The sequence below is a fragment of the Pullulanibacillus sp. KACC 23026 genome (genome assembly GCF_029094525.1).
In the GTDB taxonomy this organism is placed as follows: domain Bacteria; phylum Bacillota; class Bacilli; order Bacillales; family Sporolactobacillaceae; genus KACC-23026.
On record NZ_CP119107.1, the window covers coordinates 3,529,740 to 3,553,232 of the forward strand.

The following is a 23,493-nucleotide window of genomic DNA, read 5'->3' on the forward strand; positions in this document are numbered from 1 at the left end:
CCTCTTTTAATCATTATATGTGGTTGTGATAGAAAATGACCGGCATCAACCCATTCTTTCTTCCATTGAAGTGCCCCATTTAGCACGAATTTGATGAGCTTCTGCCATTATTCGATCAAACAAAGTCTGAACAGTGGGGATATCCTGTATTCGCCCAGCCGTTTGACCTGCCCAGCCAAAGCCCTCCTCCATTTTCCCATCATAGATTAAGGCTTTATTGCGTTCACCGCTGATTAACGCCTTTAATCCCTCATAGCCGCTACCTTTTTCTTCTTCTCTAAGAATGGAAGCTGTCCAATCATTTTTTAAAGCTCGTGCAGGGGCACCCAATGATTTTTTTATGATAACCGTATCGGTTTCATCGGCTTTTAAAATCATCTCCTGATACGTTTTTGAGGCATGGACGCATTCCTTTGTTGCAATGAAGCGTGTCCCCATCTCCACCCCTTCTGCCCCAAGTGCTAGTGCCGCCATCAAGCCTCTTCCGTCTGAAAAACCCCCTGATGCGATAACGGGAATGTTAACGGCATCAACGACAGAAGGAATGAGGACCAACCCACCAATTTCTTCACGGCCAAGATGTCCTCCCCCTTCATTTCCGACAACCATCACGGCATCGGCCCCTAACGCCTCAGCTTTGATCGCTTGTCTCTTTGTTGCCACTAAGACGAGCTTCTTGATAGGGGTTTGATTTAATTTTTCAAAGACAGGTGTTGGATTGCCACCGGTAATCGAAACGACCGGAACCCCTTCATCGATGGCCACCTGAAGCATCTCCTCGTAAGGACGCCCATGCTGGCCAATCGCAAAGTTCACACCAAATGGACGATCGGTTAATTGACGTATTTTATGTATCTCATCTCTTAAATCTTCAGGAGATGAACAAGTCATAGCAGTCAGTTGCCCAAGCCCGCCGGCATTTGAAACCGCAGCCGCAAGCTCTGAATAGGCCAAATAAGCTAGTCCCCCTTGAATAATAGGCAAATTAATAGCTAGAGCATCTGTCAGGCGTGTTTTTAAGATTGTCACATTTTTGTCCTCCCCATTTAATTTTTCTTGATAAAAAGGTAAGTTATGGACTAAGATAATCCTAGTCTGTCTTTTTGAAATCGGTTAAAGAAGCCCTGCTTGACCTTCCGATTTTGGAGTCCATAAGAAAGTGTGGTGGAAAGTTCTTGTCACAACAAGAGACCCCATTATTTACCGGTTTAGTCCATTATATCAAAAATAATCCGATTCCCTTCCACATTCCTGGTCATAAAAAAGGAAATGGAATGGATCCTGAGTTCAGAGAATTCATTGGCGAAAATGCTTTAAAAATTGACTTAATCAATATTGCACCTTTAGATGACCTGCATCAGCCTCATGGCATGATCCAGCAAGCTCAAAAATTAGCTGCTGAAGCGTTTGGTGCTGATGAGACCTTTTTCTCAGTACAGGGAACGAGCGGTGCCATTATGACAATGGTTCTTGCGGTTTGCTCACCTGGGGATAAAATTTTGGTTCCGCGAAATGTACACAAATCCGTTTTATCAGCGATTATCTTCTCAGGTGCTCTGCCTATTTTTATCTACCCAGAAGTCGACCGAGAATTAGGGATTTCACATGGCATTTCAACGGAGGCAGTTAAACACGCGCTTCAAGCTCATCCAGATGCTAAGGCCTTATTAGTGATCAACCCCACTTATTTCGGGGTCAGTGCAAACTTAAAAGAGATCGTCGAAGTGGCTCATGGATTTAATGTTCCCGTCCTTGTTGATGAAGCCCATGGCATTCACATTCATTTCCATGAGAAACTGCCGATGTCAGCGATGCAGGCAGGAGCTGATATGTCAGCCACCAGCATTCATAAATTAGGCGGCTCTCTCACTCAGAGCTCTGTTTTAAATGTCAAACGCGGACGTGTTTCCCCTCAGCGTGTACAAGCCGTTCTAAGCATGTTAACCACCACGTCGACTTCTTATATATTGCTCGCGTCTTTAGATGCAGCTAGACGTCATTTAGCGACGGAAGGCCACAAGGAAATTTCCAGAGCTATCGAACTAGCTGATCACGCAAGAAATCAAATTAACCAGATTGAGGGGCTCTATAGTCCAGGTGAAGAAATTCTGCATTCCAAAGCCACTACCGCCCTTGACCCTACTAAAGTATTGATTTCGGTTAAAAAACTGGGGATCAAAGGGTATGATGCAGAAGTTTGGCTTCGTGAAAATTACCGGATTGAGGTCGAATTATCAGACCTTTACAACATACTATGCCTCGTTACTTCCGGCGATGATGAAGCTTCTATTCAATCACTCATTAATGGCTTGCGTGCTCTGTCGGACACTTTTAAGCAAAACGGGAAGGACCCGATTCACAAAGAAATGCCGGTCCATGTTCCACAAATGCCCAAGCTTGCCCTTTCACCGCGCGACGCCTTTTATGCCCAAACCGAATTCGTCCCATATGAAGAATCGGTCGGAAGAATTATCGCTGAGTTTGTAATGGTATACCCACCCGGCATTCCTATCTTCACGCCGGGAGAAATTATTACAAAAGAAAATTTAGATTATATTAAAGAAAACATGGATGCCGGTCTCCCTGTTCAGGGACCAGAAGACCCCGCTTTGAAGACCTTAAAAGTTGTCCAAGAAATTGCGCCAATAGAATAGCTTAAACCTCATAAAAAAAGGTGACCTCCCCCAAAAGGTCACCTTTTTCCATTCATTTCTTCTTGTTTGTCTTATCCTTACATGCCGAACAGGTACTGTACAAAGTAGACACTTTAAAATCATCAACATGCTCAATCGTCCGTTCACATTCCTGACAGATGATGGTGCCCAAGTCTTCCAGCTCCTTTTTGTTAAGTATTTAATCACTTGATATCTCTATAATATGTCATACTGATTCCGTTTACAACCATAATTAGTATGTCTTAAATAATTAAATAAGCGTATTAATGGGCCGCAGATCGTTCACCGAGGGGTTCCCTTTAAGCTGGCTTACTCCTGTGATTAATAGTCTATTTGATACCGTTTACATTAATACTATTCCTGCACAGCTTTATTCCAAAAAAAAGACACTCGCCGCACCACCACCCTATAAACGCAAAAAGGAGAACTGCTTAATCGCAATTCTCCTTTTTTCAGTTGCCCGGCGGCGTTCTACTCTTGCCAATCTAATCGCTTGGAATACTTCGTGGGTCCCCTTCTTCGATTGACGCCTTGTTGATTTGCGCATGACCTCATTCTTTTAAACCAAGGTTAGGTGCAGGGGCACAGCCACTATCAATAATTAATGATTCAATGTAAAAAAGGAATCGTCATTTAAACGATTCCTTTATCGATTGCCCGGCGGCGTTCTACTCTTGCAGGGGGAAGCCCCCAACTACCATCGACGCTGAAGAGCTTAACGGCCGTGTTCGAGATGGGAACGGGTGTGACCTCTTCGCCATAACCACCGGACAAAGTATTTAATTGAAGGATCATACCTTCAAAACTAGATAGGAAGTCAAACAAACACTAATTTAAGGTTAAGCCCTCGATCGATTAGTATCCGTCAGCTCCATGCGTTGCCGCACTTCCACCTCGGACCTATCTACCTCATCATCTCTAAGGGATCTTACTGACTTAAAGTCATGGGAAATCTCATCTTGAGGGGGGCTTCATGCTTAGATGCTTTCAGCACTTATCCCGTCCACACATAGCTACCCAGCGGTGCTCCTGGCGGAACAACTGGGACACCAGCGGTGTGTCCATCCCGGTCCTCTCGTACTAAGGACAGCTCCTCTCAAATTTCCAACGCCCGCGACGGATAGGGACCGAACTGTCTCACGACGTTCTGAACCCAGCTCGCGTACCGCTTTAATGGGCGAACAGCCCAACCCTTGGGACCCACTTCAGCCCCAGGATGCGATGAGCCGACATCGAGGTGCCAAACCTCCCCGTCGATGTGGACTCTTGGGGGAGATAAGCCTGTTATCCCCAGGGTAGCTTTTATCCGTTGAGCGATGGCCCTTCCATGCGGCGCCACCGGATCACTAAGCCCGACTTTCGTCCCTGCTCGACTTGTAGGTCTCGCAGTCAAGCTCCCTTGTGCCTTTACACTCTGCGAATGATTTCCAACCATTCTGAGGGAACCTTTGGGCGCCTCCGTTACTCTTTAGGAGGCGACCGCCCCAGTCAAACTGCCCACCTGACACTGTCTCCGAACCGGATTACGGTCCCGGGTTAGAATGTCCATACCGAAAGGGTAGTATTCCACCGACGCCTCCACCGAACCTGGCGGTCCGGCTTCAAAGGCTCCTACCTATCCTATACAATCGATACAGACATCCAATATCAAGCTGCAGTAAAGCTCCATGGGGTCTTTCCGTCCTGTCGCGGGTAACCTGCATCTTCACAGGTACTATAATTTCACCGGGTCTCTCGTTGAGACAGTATCCAAGTCGTTGCACCTTTCGTGCGGGTCGGAACTTACCCGACAAGGAATTTCGCTACCTTAGGACCGTTATAGTTACGGCCGCCGTTTACTGGGGCTTCAATTCAGAGCTTCTCCTAAAAGGATAACCCCTCCTCTTAACCTTCCAGCACCGGGCAGGTGTCAGCCCCTATACATCACCTTTCGGTTTAGCAGAGACCTGTGTTTTTGCTAAACAGTCGCTTGGATCTTTTCACTGCGGCTCAGCAGGGCTATTCACCCCGCCAAGCACCCCTTCTCCCGAAGTTACGGGGTCATTTTGCCGAGTTCCTTAACGAGAGTTCTCCCGAGCGTCTTAGGATTCTCTCCTCGCCTACCTGTGTCGGTTTGGGGTACGGGCACCTTGAGACTCGCTAGAGGCTTTTCTTGGCAGTGTAAGCACGGGCACTTCGGTACTAAAATTCCCTCCCCATCACAGCTCAGCCTTACGAAGGCGGGATTTGCCTCACCTTCAGCCTTACTGCTTGGACGCGCATAACCAACAGCGCGCTTGCCTTGCCTTCCTGCGTCCCCCCATTGCTCAAACGTCTCCTGGTGGTACAGGAATATCAACCTGTTGTCCATCGCCTACGCCTTCCGGCCTCGGCTTAGGTCCCGACTAACCCTGAGCGGACGAACCTTCCTCAGGAACCCTTAGGCTTTCGACGGAGGGGATTCTCACCCCTCTTTTCGTTACTCATACCGGCATTCTCACTTCTAAGCGCTCCAGCAAACCTTCCAGTTTACCTTCTCTGCCCTTAGAACGCTCCCCTACCATCCCATTGGGATCCATAGCTTCGGTGATACGTTTAGCCCCGTTACATTTTCGGCGCAGCGCCACTCGACCAGTGAGCTATTACGCACTCTTTAAATGGTGGCTGCTTCTAAGCCAACATCCTGGTTGTCTGGGCAACGCCACATCCTTTGCCACTTAACGTATACTTGGGGACCTTAGCTGATGGTCTGGGCTGTTTCCCTCTCGACGACGGATCTTATCACTCGCCGTCTGACTCCCGAGGATGAGTCCTTGGCATTCGGAGTTTGACTGAACTCGGTAACCCTGTGGGGGCCCCTCACTCAATCAGTGCTCTACCTCCAAGTCTCTTCCCTCGAGGCTAGCCCTAAAGCTATTTCGGGGAGAACCAGCTATCTCCGAGTTCGATTGGCATTTCACCCCTACCCACACCTCATCCCCGCACTTTTCAACGTGCGTGGGTTCGGGCCTCCATTCAGTGTTACCTGAACTTCACCCTGGACATGGGTAGATCACACGGTTTCGGGTCTACAACCTTAAACTATCGCCCTATTCAGACTCGCTTTCGCTCTGGCTCCGTCTCTTCAACTTAACCTTGCTTAAGATCGTAACTCGCCGGTCCATTCTACAAAAGGTACGCCGTCATCCCCCCGGGTCCCCGCAAAAGCCTGCTTTTGTGGGTGGGGAGGACTTCGACTACTTGTAAGCACACGGTTTCAGGATCTCTTTCACTCCCCTTCCGGGGTGCTTTTCACCTTTCCCTCACGGTACTGGTTCACTATCGGTCACTAGGGAGTATTTAGCCTTGGGAGATGGTCCTCCCGGATTCCGACGGGGTTTCACGTGTCCCGCCGTACTCAGGATCCACTCAGGTTGGGGGTCTGTTTCGACTACAGGGCTGTTACCTTCTCTGGCCGGCCTTTCCAAACCGGTTCGTCTACAGCTCCCCTTCCGGGATGAGTGTCCTACAACCCCAAGAGGCAAGCCTCTTGGTTTGGGCTGTTCCCGTTTCGCTCGCCACTACTAAGGGAATCGCATTTGCTTTCTCTTCCTCTGGGTACTTAGATGTTTCAGTTCCCCAGGTCTGCCTTCCATACCCTATGTATTCAGGTAAGGATACTGCCCGTTCAGGGCAGTGGGTTTCCCCATTCGGAAATCTCCGGATCAAAGCCTACTTACAGCTCCCCGAAGCATATCGGTGTTCGTTCCGTCCTTCATCGGCTCCTAGTGCCAAGGCATCCACCGTGCGCTCTTATTCGCTTAACCTTGTTACAATTGATGTCTTGTTTGCACTTCATTATCCAGTTTTCAAGGGACGATTTCGAGTGTTCACACACTCAAAACCAAACAAATAACCAAAAGCACCTAACGCTAAGAATCGTTTCCTTAGAAAGGAGGTGATCCAGCCGCACCTTCCGATACGGCTACCTTGTTACGACTTCACCCCAATCATCTGTCCCACCTTCGGCGGCTGGTTCCTTACGGTTACCTCACCGACTTCGGGTGTTACAAACTCTCGTGGTGTGACGGGCGGTGTGTACAAGGCCCGGGAACGTATTCACCGCGGCATGCTGATCCGCGATTACTAGCAATTCCGGCTTCATGCAGGCGAGTTGCAGCCTGCAATCCGAACTGAGAGTGGCTTTATGGGATTCGCTCGACCTCGCGGTTTCGCTGCCCTTTGTACCACCCATTGTAGCACGTGTGTAGCCCAGGTCATAAGGGGCATGATGATTTGACGTCATCCCCACCTTCCTCCGGTTTGTCACCGGCAGTCACCTTAGAGTGCCCAACTGAATGCTGGCAACTAAGATCAAGGGTTGCGCTCGTTGCGGGACTTAACCCAACATCTCACGACACGAGCTGACGACAACCATGCACCACCTGTCACTCTGTCCCCCGAAGGGGAAAGCCCTATCTCTAGGGTGGTCAGAGGATGTCAAGACCTGGTAAGGTTCTTCGCGTTGCTTCGAATTAAACCACATGCTCCACTGCTTGTGCGGGCCCCCGTCAATTCCTTTGAGTTTCAGCCTTGCGGCCGTACTCCCCAGGCGGAGTGCTTAATGTGTTAACGTCAGCACTGAAGGGTGGCCCCTCCAACACCTAGCACTCATCGTTTACGGCGTGGACTACCAGGGTATCTAATCCTGTTTGCTCCCCACGCTTTCGCGCCTCAGCGTCAGTTACAGACCAGAGAGCCGCTTTCGCCACTGGTGTTCCTCCACATATCTACGCATTTCACCGCTACACGTGGAATTCCACTCTCCTCTTCTGCACTCAAGCTCCCCAGTTTCCAATGACCCTCCACGGTTGAGCCGTGGGCTTTCACATCAGACTTAAGAAGCCGCCTGCGCGCGCTTTACGCCCAATAATTCCGGACAACGCTTGCCCCCTACGTATTACCGCGGCTGCTGGCACGTAGTTAGCCGGGGCTTTCTGGTCAGATACCGTCAAGGCGATAGCATTTCCTCTATCACTTGTTCTTCTCTGACAACAGAGCTTTACGATCCGAAGACCTTCATCGCTCACGCGGCGTTGCTCGGTCAGACTTTCGTCCATTGCCGAAGATTCCCTACTGCTGCCTCCCGTAGGAGTCTGGGCCGTGTCTCAGTCCCAGTGTGGCCGATCACCCTCTCAGGTCGGCTACGCATCGTCGCCTTGGTAGGCTATTACCCCACCAACTAGCTAATGCGCCGCGGGCCCATCTGTAAGTGATGGCAGAACCATCTTTTACATTGACACCATGCAGTGTCAATGATTATCCGGTATTAGCTCCGGTTTCCCGAAGTTATCCCAGTCTTACAGGCAGGTTGCCCACGTGTTACTCACCCGTCCGCCGCTCGATCCACAACCATCACCCCGAAGGGATCTGGAAGTTTCACGCGCTCGACTTGCATGTATTAGGCACGCCGCCAGCGTTCGTCCTGAGCCAGGATCAAACTCTCAAAAAAGTGCAGTTTATAAGCACTGCTGGCTTTTGATGGGGACAGATCTCTTTTAAAAAGAGGTCTGTCCCCCCTTTGGAAAATATGTTCGTTTGATTCCTAGCGTTAAACTCAAAGTATGACTTTGACTGGCGCTTTTGGTTTTTGTTTAGTTTTCAATGTACGAAACAATCTACTAATCTTTCACTATCAATCGCCGTCTCTCAAAGGCGACTTAATTATCTTATCACGCCAACAAGATGAAGTCAACAAGTTTTTTTCTTTGTTAAAACCACCCGTCAGAAGCGACGTTTATTAATATACCACCATACAGTGAAAAGGTCAACTATTATTCTATAAACAAATAATGAAAATACATATCTTCTCTTAAAGAGGCGGTTTAATAGGATATTAGATTATTACTATAATTCTTTAAGAATCATAAACCATTTTTTCATTCTGATAGCGCAAAGTCCAAAATGACCACTCAAGTATCGCTTCATGCTGCCTTGCTTAAAATCCCCAGAAATACGGGGGGCATCCCTACCCTTTTTTAAGATGAGGAGGTAAGCAGTAGTCTCACCTATTCCGTATGGGCGTGAGTATTTAATCCAAATCAGCTTTATCTCATTGGCTTGATAAGAGTGACGATTCATGAGATCTCAGGCAAAACCCATTTTTCGCCTCTTAATATAGTTTCCACCATCCCTCTTTTTTTATCTTTTGGAAAAAATGGGTCTCCTATTTTTCTCTTGTGATCAACATTAGGGTTTAAAAAAATTAAACCGTCAGACGCACTAAGTGTCTGACGGTTTTTAGCCACCAATCAAAACCTATATGATTCAAGTTATTAATAACTTGAACTTTCTTCTACAAATTTATTGGATAAGCTTCCTAATCCTTCAATCTCCACGATTACCTCATCACCTGGCTGGATATAGACTTGCTTTTCTTCAGGATAACCTAACACCACGCCCTCTGGTGTCCCCGTTAAAATGAGATCTCCAGGCTCTAATGTCATGTGTTTTGAAATATAACTAATTATCTCATCGCATGAAAAAATCATGTCCGATGTATTCGAGTTTTGACGAATTTCACCATTAACAACTGTTCTAAGGTTTAAATTTTGCGGATCCTCAATTTCATCTGATGTTACCAAATAAGGGCCAATTGGGCTGAAATCATCACAAGTTTTGCCAAGTAACCATTGTTGCGTTCTCAATTGTAAATCCCGAGCTGATAAATCATTCGCTGTGCAGTAACCAAAAACATAGTCTAGTGCCTCTTCCTTAGATACATTTTTAGCTTTTTTCCCAATTACGACTCCAAGCTCAACCTCATAATCTAGTTTCTCTGTAACGTTTGGAACTCCTATATCATTTCGATGGCCAGTCAGCGTGTTGTTAAACTTATTAAATAAAATAGGCACTTCTGGATAGGCGGCATTCGTTTCATCCGCATGTTTACGATAGTTTAATCCCACACAAATGATTTTACTTGGTTGCGTTACACATGGCCCCCAAATCAGATCATTTTCTGCTAATAAATACGTTTGATCCCCATCTACCTTTAACTCATTGATGTAACTGTTTAATAAAGTGACTGCCTGATATCCCCCCGCAATAACTTCCATGATATTTGAAGGAACAGTATCTAAAGGGTGAGAAAGAAGTGCTTCTCTGATGTCAATAATTCCCTCATTAACTTTCACACCTAATCGATCCTGCTCATTTTTTTTAAAGGTTACAAGTTTCATTGTGTTTTACTCCTCTATTCCTTTTAATTTTAATCACTTTTGGTATCACCTTAAACGGACTTCCCGTTTACGACACCTCCGTCAATCATAAAAGGGGCACCCATCATAAATTTAGATTCATCCGATGCAAGGTAAAGCGCAGCATAGGCAACATCAATGGGCTTTCCCAGCTCCCCAGATAACTGGCGTCTTTTTATGCCTTCAATTGTCTGTTCAGGATGAGGATCCTTTGATAAGTAATCCTCCACAAATGGTGTAAAGATGGTTCCTGGCATAAGGGCATTAATTCTAATATTATAAGGAGCATAATCCACCTGCATGGATTTAGTCATCGCAAGGATTGCCCCTTTACTTGCTGCATAAGAAGCTCTGTCTGAAAGTCCCATTTCCGCAATACAAGAAGACATATTAATAATGGACCCGCTCTTTTGTGCCATCATATATGGCAGGACATATTTTGTAACAAGAAACACGCCATTCACATTGACATCCATAACTCTCTTCCAGGCTTCGTATTCCAAGGCATGTGCTTGGCCAACTCCGCTGATACCCGCATTATTAAACAAAACATCCACCGAACCATATGTCGTGACCATCTTTTCAACCATTGTTTGTACACTTTCAGGTTGAGTCACATCAACTTGAATAAATATCGCTTCACCATATTTTTCTTCGATTTCGTTTACCGTCTGTCTTCCAGACGCTTCATTAATATCTGTTACAACCACCTTTGCTCCTTCTTTTGCAAATAGGAGGGCGGTTTCTTTTCCAATCCCTGATCCTGCACCTGTAATAAGAGTGATTTTATTCTTTAATCGCATCGTCTATTATCCCCCCATTTATTTCTAAAAGTTCGTTTAAAACGGTTTCACTTTCATTTTATTAACTTCTTCACGCCAATTGCACTGTGGTTCCCAACCAAGTAATTGCTTAGCTTTTTTATTAGAAAGTAATGATTGATAGTCATCAATTGGTTCACGAATATCCGTCACAGTTGGATAACAAGTCGCCAATAGTTCAGAACTCTTAATAGCCATACACGTCTCATCAGCCGCTAGATTCACGGCTTGAAAACCTAAATAGCTTTTTTCAATAGATAACCTGCAAGCACTTGCAACATCTCGAACATCAATGTAACTCCACAATAAATTCTCTCGTCGCGATGGATCATAGATAAAGTTAGGGAACTGCTGATAGATTTCAGGCGTGATAACATTTGTAATCCTCAACGCAATTATCTGCCTATCAGTTCGTCGGCACATCATCTCTGCTGTTTCTTCATTGACTATCTTAGAAAGCCCATAACTATCTTCAGGAAGTTGCGGGTGTGCTTCATCTATTGGTACATAAGTTGGTGAAAGTTTATGTTTTGAAAAACAGATCCCATACAAACATTCACTCGAAGCCATAACAACTTTTTTAATTCCAAGAAGATAAGCGGCTTCAAGGACATTATAAGTTGTCATCACATTGTTTTGAAAAACGACTTCATTTGGATGGGAATAAGCAACGGGTATCGACCCCATATGAATAATGGCATCCGCTTCAAATAATGCCCCCACTACCTGCCCTAAATCGGTTAAATTTGTGATAATCGTTTGACATAAGGACTTTTCAGGTTCCTTTTGATCTAAATTGATCACATCATATCCGTGATCAATTAAATCTTGGATTATCCAATGTCCTATCCTTCCGCTTCCCCCTGTAACAGCAATTTTCACATTTGAACCCTCCTCAGATTCGGTTGAGCACTTTCAGATTTCAATAACCATGATCCTCAATTAACCCGCTAACTTGAATAAAGAAATCTCGTTCTCCCATTTGCCCACCCTTTAAACAAATTTGAAGATCATCAAAGTTAGGATCATACGAATAGGCTTTGCATAAAGGAGCCCCTGGAGATACTGGACTTATCATTTCCATCGCATAAATATCAAGCTCTTTTAACACATACCCTGAGGTATCTCCTCCGGCAATTATGACCCGTTTTATTTTTTGTTTCCGAATAATTTCTTGACTCATTTTTCCTAACTGTTCGCCAAATAAATGACCCGTTTCCTTTGGATCCATCCCATTAGCTTCTAGCCCCTTTTTCGTTGTGAGAATGTCAGGGTCATTATCACCAAATGCCGAATACATTAGAACAGATTTCCCTTTAGCTAATAGTTGAATGGCCTCTTGAACAAGTTGTTCACAATAATTTTTACGATTCTTGGATAAAAGCAACTGTTCACCAGAAACCTTCAAACCTATCAACCCATAATCTAAGGCACTCTTAATTTGCTTTTGTGTCATAGAAGAACAACTTCCAGAAACAACTAGGACAGGACCTTCCGATGGTAGTGGAGGAAAATGAGGCTTTTTAAAGGCACCTATTGTTTCAAGCGTTTTCGTCAAAGCATACTCAATCCCTGATGAACCAACCGCAAAAAACGGGTCATTTTCGGACTCCTCCCATATTAATTCACCTGCTTTTTCCAAGTGATTGGAACTCAAGACATCAAATAAAAGGATTTGGTTAGGGGTTTTCACTTTTGAATCAATGATTTCTTTTACTCTATTAGTCGGTTGTTCTAATTCCAAAACGTTTAGAAGATCGATAGGAAGGTGTGTTTGTTTGGACAAATGGATCCGTAAATCGGATTCATCCATTGGGGTTGTCGGATGCTGAGACATAATAGGATGTCTGTCTAAGCGGTATGTTTCCTCCTCTAATGTTGCAAAGTGGTGGCCAAATACGGTAAATCTCTTTAATCTCGGTACACCAACCACAAGTGGAATAAAGGATTGATTGATATCAAAAACTTCAACGGCAAGCTCAATCGCTTTCCCAATGCTTCCAATCTGCGGAGAGGAATCCAATGTGGAGCAGGTTTTATAATGACAGACACGTGCTTTTGACTGTTTTAAACTCTCAAAGGCTTCTCGAAGCTCTTCTTCCATTTGTTGTCCATCTAACGACCGACTGACACCTGCAATACCAAAAGCCTCAATATCTGGAAATTGTTCATTCAATAAATTCTCAGATGGGGCTTTGAGAAAGAGAACCGTTCGAATCCCGCTTAAGGTTAATGCTTCCATCGCATCTGTCGAGCCCGTAAAATCATCCCCGTAGAATCCAATTAATTTTTGATTCACTTGCTCACCTCTTCTATTACCAAATAAGTTCTTGCTCAGGATGATGAAAGGTACCTTCTTTCATCGGCGCCTGATCATAAATTTTACGATTATTATAAAGCGGCTTGTGGTTTCCTTCCGGAGAAATATGTATGACATCATCCCCGCGCCATTGCACGACATATTCTTGTCCCATTGCTTTTTCAATGGTTTGGTACTCACTTAAAGGAAAGTGTACTTTGACAATCTCACCTTTTTTAACAGAGCCCACTCTATAGAAACATTCCTATATCCACGAACTCGCATCTCTTCCAGTTTGAATACGTTGTTGTCCTTCCCATTCCCGTTCAACTCTTACCTTATTATATCCCGCCCACTTTGGTATTCTGATTTCTAAATTTCCAATATCTTGATTGATCTTAAGTTCGACACGGCCTTCATGCGGCAAATAGCTATAAACATCTAACCATCTTGACCCTCTGTTTAAGAGGAAGTTGACACGAACGGTTCCATTATGTTCTGTTACAGTATTACTCCAACCCATGAATAGCCCTCTTGTCCCTGAGCCGATACAGCATAACTGCAAATCACTCGTATGTCCTCTCCCATGGTTCACATCACAAGCAAAATCATTAGGTGCCGAATACCCCGCGAAAGCACCTCGTGATCGTTCCGCCACTTTATAGTAGGTCTTATAACCGGGTTCATCCATCGATTTATCTTCTCGCTGCTCAACCCAATCAAGATCTAATAACTGGGACTCCGTTAAATGATTTCTTATAAATCTTTCGACAACGCCCCAATATTCGCTATAACCGCTATGGGCCAAAGCAATGCCAGTCGCTATTAAATCGACCAGAGAACAGGTTTCATGTTCATAGGCTTGTTCTTGTAAATCACCAGGTGTCCATCCAAACGCCGTACATTGTTTTAAAACCCAATCATAGCTTTTCTTAACAAAATGAGTAATGGAAGCATCTCGTGTAAACCCGGCATAACGGGCAAGTGATTCAAGTGTCCCGATTCTAGTATGGAAGTGACCACTCCTATAAGCTAAGGATGCATTGAAACTGCCATCTTCATTAAAGACCCCGCTTCTATGAATAATAAGAGCAGAAAAAAATTCACATAATTCCAGAGCATCTTGATTACCCGTTGCTTCGTGGTATTTTAAAAGAGGCATCATTAACCGACCGCAAAAAGAAGCCGGATCTGGTGCCAATCGGATATGTACAGCATTTTTTGAAGGCCATCCCTTTTCTGTATATTCAGAGGCTGGATAATACCACACATCTTTCTCCTTTATTGCAATACGTTTCAGAGCCGCAACATGCTTATCCGCTGCTTCTTTTGCTTTAGGGTCTTTTGTTGTTAAATACCAGCTTGTAAGGGCTAAAATAACAGCGCGTTGATCAATCATATTTGCCGTCGGATCTCCAACTATAACCTCAGGCAGGCGATAGTTCATTCCGTCTTCCTTAAAGAAGCTCAATAAATTTTCCTTATACTTTTCTTCTACTTCTTCCCCAAAAGTCTCACCTGTCATAGTTCTGGCTAATGTCAAGGCATCAATTAAGCGACCATGGCTTGATCCAAAATCCCAATCTCCATGAGTCATATGGGCCGGTTTTTCTACTAAATTAGCATTAAAAAACGGAATATAATTATAATCTTCATCCGCCATTCCTATAATGCAATTCATGACAGCTTTGGCTCTCTCTTCAAGCATCAATGTATCGGGAATATAGTGCTTTTCTAGTTCCATTTTTGACCCCCCCAATTTTCGGTAAGCGCTATCAAATCGTAGAATCTTCCTGAATCATCTCTTTAATTGTCGCATGGATCTACAAATACCAAAATTGAACATTAATAAGGTTCTAGTGTTCATTTTGAAGAAACGAACAGTTTTATAAAAAGGAGGTAGATCATTCGATCCCTCCTCCTTTGTTCTTTGTAAAACTAAAGAGCCGCGACTTCAACTCGTCTTTTTTCTTTCATAGATAAATAGGTTGCAAAGACCATTTGAAGCGTCTTCAGATTATCTTCTGCACTATTTTCAGGTTCTCGATCTTCTTCAATCGCACACATTAATTCTCCCATGGTCCCCATAAACGCATGCGGGAACCATTTCCCCTCTAATATAGGAGAAAACCAATCGTTCGGATCCACCTTTTTGGATAAAAAGCGGAGCGTGTCCTCTCTACCCATTGGATAATTATAAAGAGCGCCATTTGTTCCTTTTATAATCCCCTCCGTACCTTCAAATCGAAAGGTGGCATACCAATCATCTTCTGTTGCCCAATTGTTATGGTTATCATGAATCAGGCCTCTTTTAAAACCTGGATACTCCATGTTAATCATTGTTCTGGTTTCACCTTTTACCTTTTGGCCCGGATAGGTCATTCCATCTGCGTAGATAAACTCAGGTGTTCCAAAGAGATAGCGAATGGCATCCATATAGTGAATGCTATGGTACATAACCTCTAATGTGTCGATTTCTTTAAGGAATGACCATCCTTCAAAAGGGGTATGAACATTCACTTGAATAGTAGCCTGTGTTAAGTCGCCTAACCATCCTCTGTCAATGATCGTTTTGCTTGCTTTAATTCCCGGAGCCCATCTCATTTGTTGATTGACAGCCCCTTTAATTTTATAGGTCTTGCACAATTTCACAATTTTCCGTGCCGAAGCAAGCGTATCCCCTAAAGGTTTTTGACATAAGACATGCTTCCCCGCCTTGGCTGCCATTTCAACCATTTCGGGCTGAAATTGCGCCGGAATGGCAATATCCACAATTTTAACTTCGGGATCATTAATGACTTGCTCAGCGTTGGCATACACATTAGAAATCTCAAATTGTTGTGCCAGCGTTTTGGCCCGTTCCTTTATGAGATCTGACAACGCTACGACATGGAATCCCGCTAGCTTGTAAGCCGGTAAGTGAGCTTCTCTTACAATCTCTCCTGCTCCAATAATCCCTATTCCCATCATTTTATTTTGGGGCAATTTCGGGAGATAGTCCAAGTCAAGCTGGTTAACGTCCATCATTATGTCCATCACCCCCGCTCATTTTTCTCTTTTTTCGACTAGTAATATATGATCACAGACAAAGACCGTTTCATTCTTTTGATTTAAAACTTCTACCAATTCAACAACCCTACCGAATTCCGGTCGCTTAGGATCATCGTGTTTGTCTTTTATACTGACTTGAACTTTAATCGTGTCATTGATCAAAACAGGTTTAATAAATCTCAACCGATCATAACCATACGAGAAAGCAGCGGGGTTAATAACCGTTGCGGTCATCCCAACGCCAATTGAAAAAATTAATGTCCCATGAGCAATTCTCTGTTTAAACTCAGTTGTTTTGCACCATTCGGCATCCATGTGATGAGGAAAAAAATCACCTGTCTGTCCCGCATGAAGAACAATATCCGTTTCAGTTATAGTTCGACCAATCGTTTCTCTCTGATTGCCAAGGTCATAATCTTCATAATATTTTGTTTGTAACAATGGACAATCCTCCCTTTATATACTCAAACCTCCGACTATCTTCGCTAATTATTTTCAAGTTTTAAATGATAAAACTCATTTGCTGTTTTCCAAAAAAAATGATCGAGTTCTTCCTTTGTTCGCTCACCTAATGCTTTCTTGATCTCATTCAGAACTTTCAAATAACCACCTGCTAAATTAGCAACAGGCCAATCACTCCCAAACATTAGGCGATTTGCCCCAAAGAGATCAAAGGCGACATCAAGATAGGGATTAAGATCTTCAAAAGACCAAGTATCCCAGTGAGCAGCCGTATTTAATCCAGATACTTTTGTATAAACATTTGGATACTCAGCAACTCGACTCATTTGGAGTGCCCATTCTTCAATCTTTTTTTCTTTAATCGGCGGTTTTGCAAGGTGATCAATCACCAGTTTTAAATTCGGGATTTTTTCCGCTAAGGTTGGCACATGATTTAAATGATCAGGGAAAATGGCCACGAAATCAAACGGAATATTGAAGGAAGCCAACACTTTTAATCCTTCTATAACCTCATTCTTAACAATCCAATTTGTATCCTCATACATATGGATCAGATGTCGCACCCCTTTAAAATAGGGATTTTTAGTAAATTCCTCTAATTTTCGATGTGCTTCATCTGGTTTATTTAGTGGTACCCATCCGACTACACCTGCAACCCAATCTTTCTTCTCAGCCGTATCAAGCATGTAAACTGTATCCGCATATGAATCATCGGCTTGTACAGTGATCGTTTTGTCAATACCGGCTTTTTTCAACAATGGTTCGAGTTCAGAGGCTTCTATATTACGATAAATCTTCTTTTCTTCTTCTGTAGGCCAAGCATAATGAAGCCAATCGAAATTCCAAAAATGTTGATGAGAATCAATAATCATGTTTCGACTCCTCTAAATAACTTTTTAGTGCATCTTTTTAGTCCTAATTCGCTCATTTTTAAACTTGATTCAACATTTCTTTGAAAATTCTTAGGTTATCTTGGCCAATTCGCGGTGAGGCTAAAGGAGATTTATAGATTTCCCCATCAATTCTTATCGGGCATCTTGTAGTAAGCAGGCTAACGGTTTGATCTCGCGATACGTTTTGGACCATATCCAGCACCTTGAAACCTTCTTGTTGAACCAATTCCTTCCAAGATAACACTTCAGCACACCAATAATCAGCTGGCTCGAGCCTGTTTAGCCAATAAGCTGTTGTATTGGTTTTTAAATGATCTGCTAGCAAACGTTTAATTCGATCTCTTTCGTCAAACCATTGACTAGGTTCTTTAAATTCTTTAAGTAGCTCGCAAGAAAGTAATTCTGAAAGTTCTATAATGGATCCCATAGCTAATGCAAGGTAACCATCCTTTGTTTCATAAACCCCATATGGTGCACCGAGATAAACATTGGCGTTATTGAAAGCACTTCTTTTTGGTAACTCCATTTGATCGTTTAAATAGGTGGTTAAAACTTCAAATTGTAAATCTAATGCGGCTTCAAGGAGACTGACTTGAACGAAACTACCGTTACCCGTAATCGATCTCTGAACTAAACAAGCAAGAATTCCTTGGGTCAACTGGGCCCCCGCCATCATATCGATGACTGATAACCCGAACGGAACAGGCGGTTGATCTGAATTTCCATTCAAATAACCTAGCCCCGATAAGGATTGTACAAGCAAATCCTGCCCTGGCTTTGAAGCCCATGGTCCATCATACCCATAACCTGTAATTTCCCCATATATAATACTGGGGTTTATTTGCTTAACCGTTTCATAATCTAAATCGAGTCGTTTCATTACTCCTGGCCGAAAATTTTCTATTAAAATATCTGCTTTGGCAATTAATTGTTGTAACAAGTTAACGCTCTTTGGGTCTTTTAAATCAAGAGCAATTCCTTCTTTGTTTCGATTAATGGAGTGAAACAGCGTGCTGTCTCCATCTAACTCTAAATTCGATATATATAGACTTCTGCATATATCACCGCTTTCAGGCCGTTCAATTTTGATTACTCTCGCCCCAAGATCCGACAATCTCAAAGCAGCTGAAGGGCCGGACAAAAATTGACTAAAGTCAAGAACCAATAAGTCACATAATGGCTTCATATAAGGCATCCAACACTCCTTCTTAATTTAAATAAAATTCCAACTTGATGTTCTCTGTATCTTCCCCAAGCTTAGGTGCCCATTTGCTCGATTTTAAGAGTTGATTGTTGATCCGAATAGGACATCTCGTTGTAATCAGCTCATTCTCACTAAATCGTGAAATATCCTGAAGCATATCCAATACCTTAAATCCTTCATGATCGATCAACTGATTCCATTGTAGAACTTCAGAGCACCAATAATTTGCCGATTCAAGCCGTTCAACCCACTCTTTCGTCGTTTTTGTTCTTAAATGCTCAACAAGCAATCCTTTAATCTCGTCTCTTTTTTCAAACCAAGAGTCTGGATTAGAATAAGTGGTTAGTTCATGGCAATCTAATATCTGGCCTAACTCTATTACTGAGCCCATTGCTATGGCTATGAAGTGATCTTTTGTCTCGAAAATGCCATATGGTGCACCGAGATAAGCATGAGCGTTATTAATAGCGCTCCTTTCTGGTAATTGACCGCCATCATTTAAGAACGTTGTGAGAACTTCAAATTGTAAATCGAGAATCGATTCTAATAAACTGACTTCAACCCGCCCGCCTTCATTCGTCTTGGCCCGTCGAACTAAACAAGCTAAAATACCTTGGACGAGATGAGCCCCCGCGTACATATCTGCTACCGAAAGACCAAAGGGAACAGGTGGCTGATCCTTGTTGCCATTAAGCCACGTCATTCCCGATAACGCCTGAACAAGCAAATCTTGACCTGGCTTATTTTTCCATGGCCCCTCTTTACCGTAACCTGTAACAGACCCGTAGACTAATCTTGGATTAAGAGCCTGAACCTCCTCATAACCCAATCCGATCTTCTCCATAACACCTGGACGAAAATTCTCAATCAAAACATCTGCTCTTTGTATTAATTGTTTAACAAGGTTTAATTCATAGGGATCTTTTAAATTGGCGGTAAAACTTTCTTTATTTCGATTTATGGCGTGAAATACAATACTATCTCCATCTACAACTAAATTTTTTAAAGAAAGTTTCCGACTAAGATCACCAGTTCCAGGCCGTTCAATTTTGATTACCCTTGCTCCTAAATCTGCAAGCCTTAAAGCAGCAGATGGTCCTGATAAAAATTGACTGAAATCCAATACAAGAATTCCGTTGAGCGGCTTCATACACGCTCACCTTGTAAAGATTCTTGATAGAAGTTATTTAACTGATCCATTACTTTGTCCGGCTTCCCACCATAACGGACATAATCCCTAATCAAATCCCCAGCGTGATCCTGGAAATGGAAATAACCGCTATAACGCGGCCTTAAATAGGCTCTATCAAGTGCTGGAAGTGTGGCTTTAAAAAAATGATGTGTTCTTCGATTTACCTCTGTGTCTAGCCAAGCTTTTCGGTGTCCTGGCTGCCCGCCATTTTCAAAATAGAGCGTTCTTTGAATATCCGGTGAAGCCGCATACTTGACAAAATCAATGGCTTTATCTAACTTTTTACAGTTATTTGATATGGCCAGTCCCGTTCCACCAAGAGTCGAGATAAGTTTTTTCCCATTTAATTCAATAAGATCCGTTGAGATCAGAAGATTCTTGGCATAACCTTCTCTTGAATAATTCGAGTATCCATAAGCAAATGGACAATAAAATAAATCATCTCTTGTAGACATGGCTTCATAAACACTTATAGGTTCCCAGTCAAACATTTCATCTGTACAATAGCTTGCAAGCTCCCGCAATTGTTCTAATACCTGAATGCCTAATTCTTGATTGACAACCTCGGATCCGTTAAAAAGATAGCCGTCTTGAGTGCGGCACATCATATAAAATTCCATTAAGTTATTAATTGGATAACCTGCATACACCACTTTCTTTTCTTTCGCTAACTCTATTAAATCTTCCCAGGTTTTAGGTAATGGTCGATTTTCCTTTTCAAATAAATCTGGACGATACGTGGCGACTGGAGCAGCTGCATCAATGACTAAAGCACTTTGGTACCCATCAAAGTTATAACTTTCAAAGGATTTCCCTACCGAATTTTCTGCTTGGTCTTGTAAATAGCTCTTGGGTAAATACTTTTCTAACCTTAGTAATATCCCTTTATCTGCAGCAAAACCCGCCCACGGATGGTCAATAACAAGCAAATCATATTTTTCGGCAAGCTCGTCTATTGGGTAATCCGCAAATTCTTGAAGAGACCGCTTATCCCAAGTTATTTCAACGTTTGGATTGATCTCCATAAATCTTTGGGAGGTTGCCACGATGGACGTATAACCACGACTATGATTCCAAGTAATTCCTTTTAATTTAACCATTACAAACTCCTCCATCACTCGAATAAGATCAACCTGATTTAGTCACCTATTAAAAGAAAGACGAGATCGAATCTCGCCATGCTTACCTTATGGATTAACCTCTCTTAAGTTGTTTACTCTCCTAAGATGCGAGTAAAAGCCTAAAAACGAAGGATAGGCGATCAATGAGACAATAAAAAATGGGAGAAAAAAACTCACAATCTTAACACTAAGAAACACGATCAAACAACTTACTAAAGCCATCCCTAACGTATTAATCGGTCGTCCAATCGTAATTAAGAAAGAATTTTTAAAAGTTGAAAGAAGTTTAATATCAAAATGGACTGTTAGTGAAAAGAAATGCAAGGTAAATACAGACAAGACGACATATATCAAAATATAAACAGGTAATAAACCAAGCCCTAGGTGTAAATAAAGCGAATACAAATAAAAGGTTACAATAAACCACATCAAGGTAATGACCAATCCGCCACTCATACTCTTAAGATAGTTTTCCTTGTAAAAGTTAAAAAAGGAATGCCAAACTTTAATGTCTCCTTCTTTCATCACCCATTTTCGAACAACTCCAAATACAGCGGTTGTTGAAGGAAAAATAAGAAATGGAATGAGCACCCCAATTGCAGCGTAGGAAAAGATCACTTGAGATAATTGGTTAGCATTTAATAGATTTATAATCAAGAGCGCAATGGGAAGATTAACTATTACCCAAATCAAATTGAGAGAAGCGAATCGCATCACCCATTCACACGCCCTATAAATCCCTCCTGCCATCCCTAGAACTTTCATCGTTCCTCCTCCGATCTAATAAACCAACTAAGTTTTCTAGTTGTATAAAAGTTAAAAGATGTTCTTGGATGCCGCTACACTTATAGTCCGAAATTCAGTTCCCCAATTTACTGTTCGGTCGCCTTCCTTTGATTTTCGACTTGCACAATAGAAATGATACAAAACACCGTTGTGCGTGATGACTGAAGGCTTATGAGCAAAGGTGGCATCAATCTCATTCGCTTCACCAACTTGAAGAATAGGTTCAGGATATTTTTCCCAGTTAAGAAGATCTTTTGAAAACGCCAAGCCTTCTTCAGCTTTTTTATAATCGTAGCCAAAGTAATACATGACCCATTCCTCCCCATTTTGAAGAACACATGGATCACTCGCAAACTTACTATCCCATGTCCCTTCTTCAGATACAGGAAGGATAGGATTATCAGCGTATCTTTGCCAATCTACCAAGTTATCAGAAAAGGCTACACCCGTTTGTTCAATCCATTTCTCTTTTTTATTTTTTGCATTATAAAAAAGATAAAACTTCCCATCCTGTTCGATTAAGCACTCTTTATAGAGTCCCGCTTTTTCCCAATTTGCCCCTTCTTCAGGAACAAGAATAGGTTCCTCTAACCGATGCCACGTCAACAATTCTTCATCCTCGGTCCAAGCTAGACCAATTTTCGCAGACCCTTCTTCATATCCCTCATTTGGATAGGCATGATAGACAAGCCAATATTTATTTTTCCACTTTTTAAGAACTGGAGGTTCATTTAATCCGTGTTCCTTTAAAATCCACGTCCCGGCTACGCTTACGGAATCCCAGCCGGCTCCTTCGCCTCGTTTTAAAATCACACCTTTTGGTTTCCAATTTAATAAGTCATCACTTATAGCTAAACCAGTTTGATAACCAACTCCGTCGAAACCTACATACATCATGTAAAATTGATCATTATGACGAAAGACAAAAGGACAATCCACGGCATCTTTATCGAAATGCCCTTCTTTTCCAGAACCAACTAACACTGGTTTCCCATACTTGTACGGTGTTAAATAAGGTTCAATATTCATCGCTTATCTCCCCTATTCTTAAGTCATTTACCTAACCTTAAATTTCTATTTCATGCATTTTAAGCTCACGGCGCAAAACTTCCGCCATTATGTCATAGCCTAAAACATTTGGATGTAAGCCATCGTCCGCCAATTCCTCTCTCAAAGCCTTTCCACTATTATCTGTCATAGAAGAATGATAGTTGATGAAGATCCCATTTTGATTTTCAGTTTGTTCTTTTAATTGCTTATTAATTTCAATGACAAGATCATTTCTGGCCTCGGTTTGTTTATTTGTTGCAATACAGGTTGGAAGCAATGAACAGACAATTGGTTTAATTCCGGCATCCATTGCTAACTGCACCATGTCCTTGATATCATTTAAAAGTTCATCTCTTATTGAATCAGCTGTTCTTAAATCCTTCTTATTCCAGGCATCTAATGCCCAAGTGTTATTGATTCCAATCTTTATTACCGTATAGGTAGGCTTGAGTTGAATAACATCCGCTTCAAAGCGTCTTTTAACGTAAGGCGTCATATCACCGCCAATCCCACGATTTACAATGCGTCTTCCACTCCTACCAAAATACGTTTCAAGATCCCACATATCTGTGATCGAGTCTCCAATAAATACAAAATCAATTGACGCGTTATGCGCCACTATAACTTCATTATGGTAATCAAATACATTGCGTCTTGTATCTGCAGAAACAATGCCACCAAACATCCCTGGTCTTATTAGTTCCGGCCTATTCATTTTTCTC

The 23,493-nt window shown here is 42.7% G+C and carries 18 protein-coding genes and 3 rRNA genes; 1 reads left to right on the forward strand and 20 read right to left on the reverse strand.

The genetic code is table 11. The features are described from left to right. Positions 1–45 precede the first annotated feature (45 nt). Entirely contained in the window at positions 46–1,023 is a 978-nt protein-coding gene (locus tag PU629_RS16445) for an NAD(P)H-dependent flavin oxidoreductase (RefSeq protein WP_275284471.1), read from the reverse strand. A 152-nt stretch (positions 1,024–1,175) separates the two neighbouring features. Between PU629_RS16445 and PU629_RS16450 the strand changes: the two genes are divergently transcribed. Further along, complete coding sequence (locus tag PU629_RS16450) at positions 1,176–2,654, forward strand: aminotransferase class I/II-fold pyridoxal phosphate-dependent enzyme (protein WP_275281133.1); 1,479 nt, start codon at positions 1,176–1,178, stop codon at positions 2,652–2,654. A gap of 52 nt (positions 2,655–2,706) precedes the next feature. On the opposite strand, the gene PU629_RS16455 is transcribed toward PU629_RS16450, so the two are convergent. The 19 genes from PU629_RS16455 to PU629_RS16545 all read right to left on the reverse strand — a co-directional run bounded on the left by PU629_RS16455 (position 2,707) and on the right by PU629_RS16545 (position 23,486). Next, the gene (locus PU629_RS16455; protein WP_275281134.1) at positions 2,707–2,826 is read right to left on the reverse strand and encodes a GapA-binding peptide SR1P; all 120 of its coding nucleotides are present in this window, start codon (positions 2,824–2,826) and stop codon (positions 2,707–2,709) included. A gap of 504 nt (positions 2,827–3,330) precedes the next feature. Next, positions 3,331–3,446, reverse strand: a 5S ribosomal RNA gene (rrf, locus tag PU629_RS16460). A gap of 64 nt (positions 3,447–3,510) precedes the next feature. Further along, positions 3,511–6,460 (reverse strand): 23S ribosomal RNA (locus PU629_RS16465). A 124-nt stretch (positions 6,461–6,584) separates the two neighbouring features. Further along, positions 6,585–8,145 (reverse strand): 16S ribosomal RNA (locus PU629_RS16470). Together the 16S, 23S and 5S rRNA genes form the textbook arrangement of a ribosomal RNA operon. Positions 8,146–8,968: 823 nt before the next feature. Further along, complete coding sequence (locus PU629_RS16475) at positions 8,969–9,874, reverse strand: fumarylacetoacetate hydrolase family protein (RefSeq protein ID WP_275281135.1); 906 nt, start codon at positions 9,872–9,874, stop codon at positions 8,969–8,971. Positions 9,875–9,924: 50 nt separating this feature from the next. Beyond that, positions 9,925–10,695, reverse strand: coding sequence for an SDR family NAD(P)-dependent oxidoreductase (locus PU629_RS16480; RefSeq protein WP_275281136.1), 771 nt, complete (start codon positions 10,693–10,695; stop codon positions 9,925–9,927). A gap of 36 nt (positions 10,696–10,731) precedes the next feature. Then, positions 10,732–11,595 carry an NAD-dependent epimerase/dehydratase family protein gene (locus tag PU629_RS16485; RefSeq protein ID WP_275281137.1) on the reverse strand — a complete coding sequence of 288 codons (864 nt, stop codon included), beginning with the start codon at positions 11,593–11,595 and terminating at the stop codon, positions 10,732–10,734. 40 nt (positions 11,596–11,635) lie between these two features. Then, positions 11,636–13,012 (reverse strand): four-carbon acid sugar kinase family protein, encoded by a 1,377-nt coding sequence (locus tag PU629_RS16490; protein ID WP_275281138.1) that lies wholly within the window; start codon positions 13,010–13,012, stop codon positions 11,636–11,638. 16 nt (positions 13,013–13,028) lie between these two features. Continuing rightward, on the reverse strand, positions 13,029–13,262 hold the full coding sequence (locus PU629_RS16495; protein WP_275281139.1) for a hypothetical protein: 234 nt from the start codon (positions 13,260–13,262) through the stop codon (positions 13,029–13,031). A gap of 15 nt (positions 13,263–13,277) precedes the next feature. After that, complete coding sequence (locus PU629_RS16500; RefSeq protein ID WP_275281140.1) at positions 13,278–14,756, reverse strand: glycoside hydrolase family protein; 1,479 nt, start codon at positions 14,754–14,756, stop codon at positions 13,278–13,280. 194 nt (positions 14,757–14,950) lie between these two features. Continuing rightward, entirely contained in the window at positions 14,951–16,039 is a 1,089-nt protein-coding gene (locus tag PU629_RS16505) for a Gfo/Idh/MocA family protein (RefSeq protein WP_275281141.1), read from the reverse strand. 18 nt (positions 16,040–16,057) lie between these two features. Next, entirely contained in the window at positions 16,058–16,504 is a 447-nt protein-coding gene (locus PU629_RS16510; protein ID WP_275281142.1) for a MaoC family dehydratase, read from the reverse strand. 44 nt (positions 16,505–16,548) lie between these two features. After that, on the reverse strand, positions 16,549–17,397 hold the full coding sequence (locus PU629_RS16515) for an amidohydrolase family protein (RefSeq protein ID WP_275281143.1): 849 nt from the start codon (positions 17,395–17,397) through the stop codon (positions 16,549–16,551). Between the two features lie 58 nt (positions 17,398–17,455). Further along, positions 17,456–18,604 (reverse strand): CaiB/BaiF CoA transferase family protein, encoded by a 1,149-nt coding sequence (locus PU629_RS16520; RefSeq protein WP_275281144.1) that lies wholly within the window; start codon positions 18,602–18,604, stop codon positions 17,456–17,458. Positions 18,605–18,626: 22 nt separating this feature from the next. Next, the gene (locus PU629_RS16525) at positions 18,627–19,772 is read right to left on the reverse strand and encodes a CaiB/BaiF CoA transferase family protein (protein WP_275281145.1); all 1,146 of its coding nucleotides are present in this window, start codon (positions 19,770–19,772) and stop codon (positions 18,627–18,629) included. Continuing rightward, on the reverse strand, positions 19,769–20,914 hold the full coding sequence (locus PU629_RS16530) for an ABC transporter substrate-binding protein (RefSeq protein ID WP_275281146.1): 1,146 nt from the start codon (positions 20,912–20,914) through the stop codon (positions 19,769–19,771). The genes PU629_RS16525 and PU629_RS16530 overlap by 4 nt, the downstream gene beginning before the upstream one ends. A gap of 87 nt (positions 20,915–21,001) precedes the next feature. Then, positions 21,002–21,700, reverse strand: a complete 699-nt coding sequence (locus tag PU629_RS16535; RefSeq protein ID WP_275281147.1) for a YesL family protein — start codon at positions 21,698–21,700, stop codon at positions 21,002–21,004. A gap of 51 nt (positions 21,701–21,751) precedes the next feature. Continuing rightward, on the reverse strand, positions 21,752–22,750 hold the full coding sequence (locus tag PU629_RS16540; protein WP_275281148.1) for a family 43 glycosylhydrolase: 999 nt from the start codon (positions 22,748–22,750) through the stop codon (positions 21,752–21,754). A gap of 37 nt (positions 22,751–22,787) precedes the next feature. Beyond that, the gene (locus PU629_RS16545) at positions 22,788–23,486 is read right to left on the reverse strand and encodes a GDSL-type esterase/lipase family protein (RefSeq protein WP_275281149.1); all 699 of its coding nucleotides are present in this window, start codon (positions 23,484–23,486) and stop codon (positions 22,788–22,790) included. Positions 23,487–23,493: the final 7 nt, after the last annotated feature.

Excerpts from the sequence above, each read along its gene's own strand:
- PU629_RS16475 (WP_275281135.1), bottom strand. The coding sequence starts at position 9,874 with ATGAAACTTGTAACCTTTAAAAAAAATGAGCAGGATCGATTAGGTGTG.
- PU629_RS16480 (WP_275281136.1), bottom strand. The coding sequence starts at position 10,695 with ATGCGATTAAAGAATAAAATCACTCTTATTACAGGTGCAGGATCAGGG.
- PU629_RS16500 (WP_275281140.1), bottom strand. The coding sequence starts at position 14,756 with ATGGAACTAGAAAAGCACTATATTCCCGATACATTGATGCTTGAAGAG.
- PU629_RS16505 (WP_275281141.1), bottom strand. The coding sequence starts at position 16,039 with ATGATGGACGTTAACCAGCTTGACTTGGACTATCTCCCGAAATTGCCC.
- PU629_RS16515 (WP_275281143.1), bottom strand. The coding sequence starts at position 17,397 with ATGATTATTGATTCTCATCAACATTTTTGGAATTTCGATTGGCTTCAT.
- PU629_RS16520 (WP_275281144.1), bottom strand. The coding sequence starts at position 18,604 with ATGAAGCCATTATGTGACTTATTGGTTCTTGACTTTAGTCAATTTTTG.
- PU629_RS16525 (WP_275281145.1), bottom strand. The coding sequence starts at position 19,772 with ATGAAGCCGCTCAACGGAATTCTTGTATTGGATTTCAGTCAATTTTTA.
- PU629_RS16530 (WP_275281146.1), bottom strand. The coding sequence starts at position 20,914 with ATGGTTAAATTAAAAGGAATTACTTGGAATCATAGTCGTGGTTATACG.
- PU629_RS16535 (WP_275281147.1), bottom strand. The coding sequence starts at position 21,700 with ATGAAAGTTCTAGGGATGGCAGGAGGGATTTATAGGGCGTGTGAATGG.
- PU629_RS16540 (WP_275281148.1), bottom strand. The coding sequence starts at position 22,750 with ATGAATATTGAACCTTATTTAACACCGTACAAGTATGGGAAACCAGTG.
- PU629_RS16545 (WP_275281149.1), bottom strand. The coding sequence starts at position 23,486 with ATGAATAGGCCGGAACTAATAAGACCAGGGATGTTTGGTGGCATTGTT.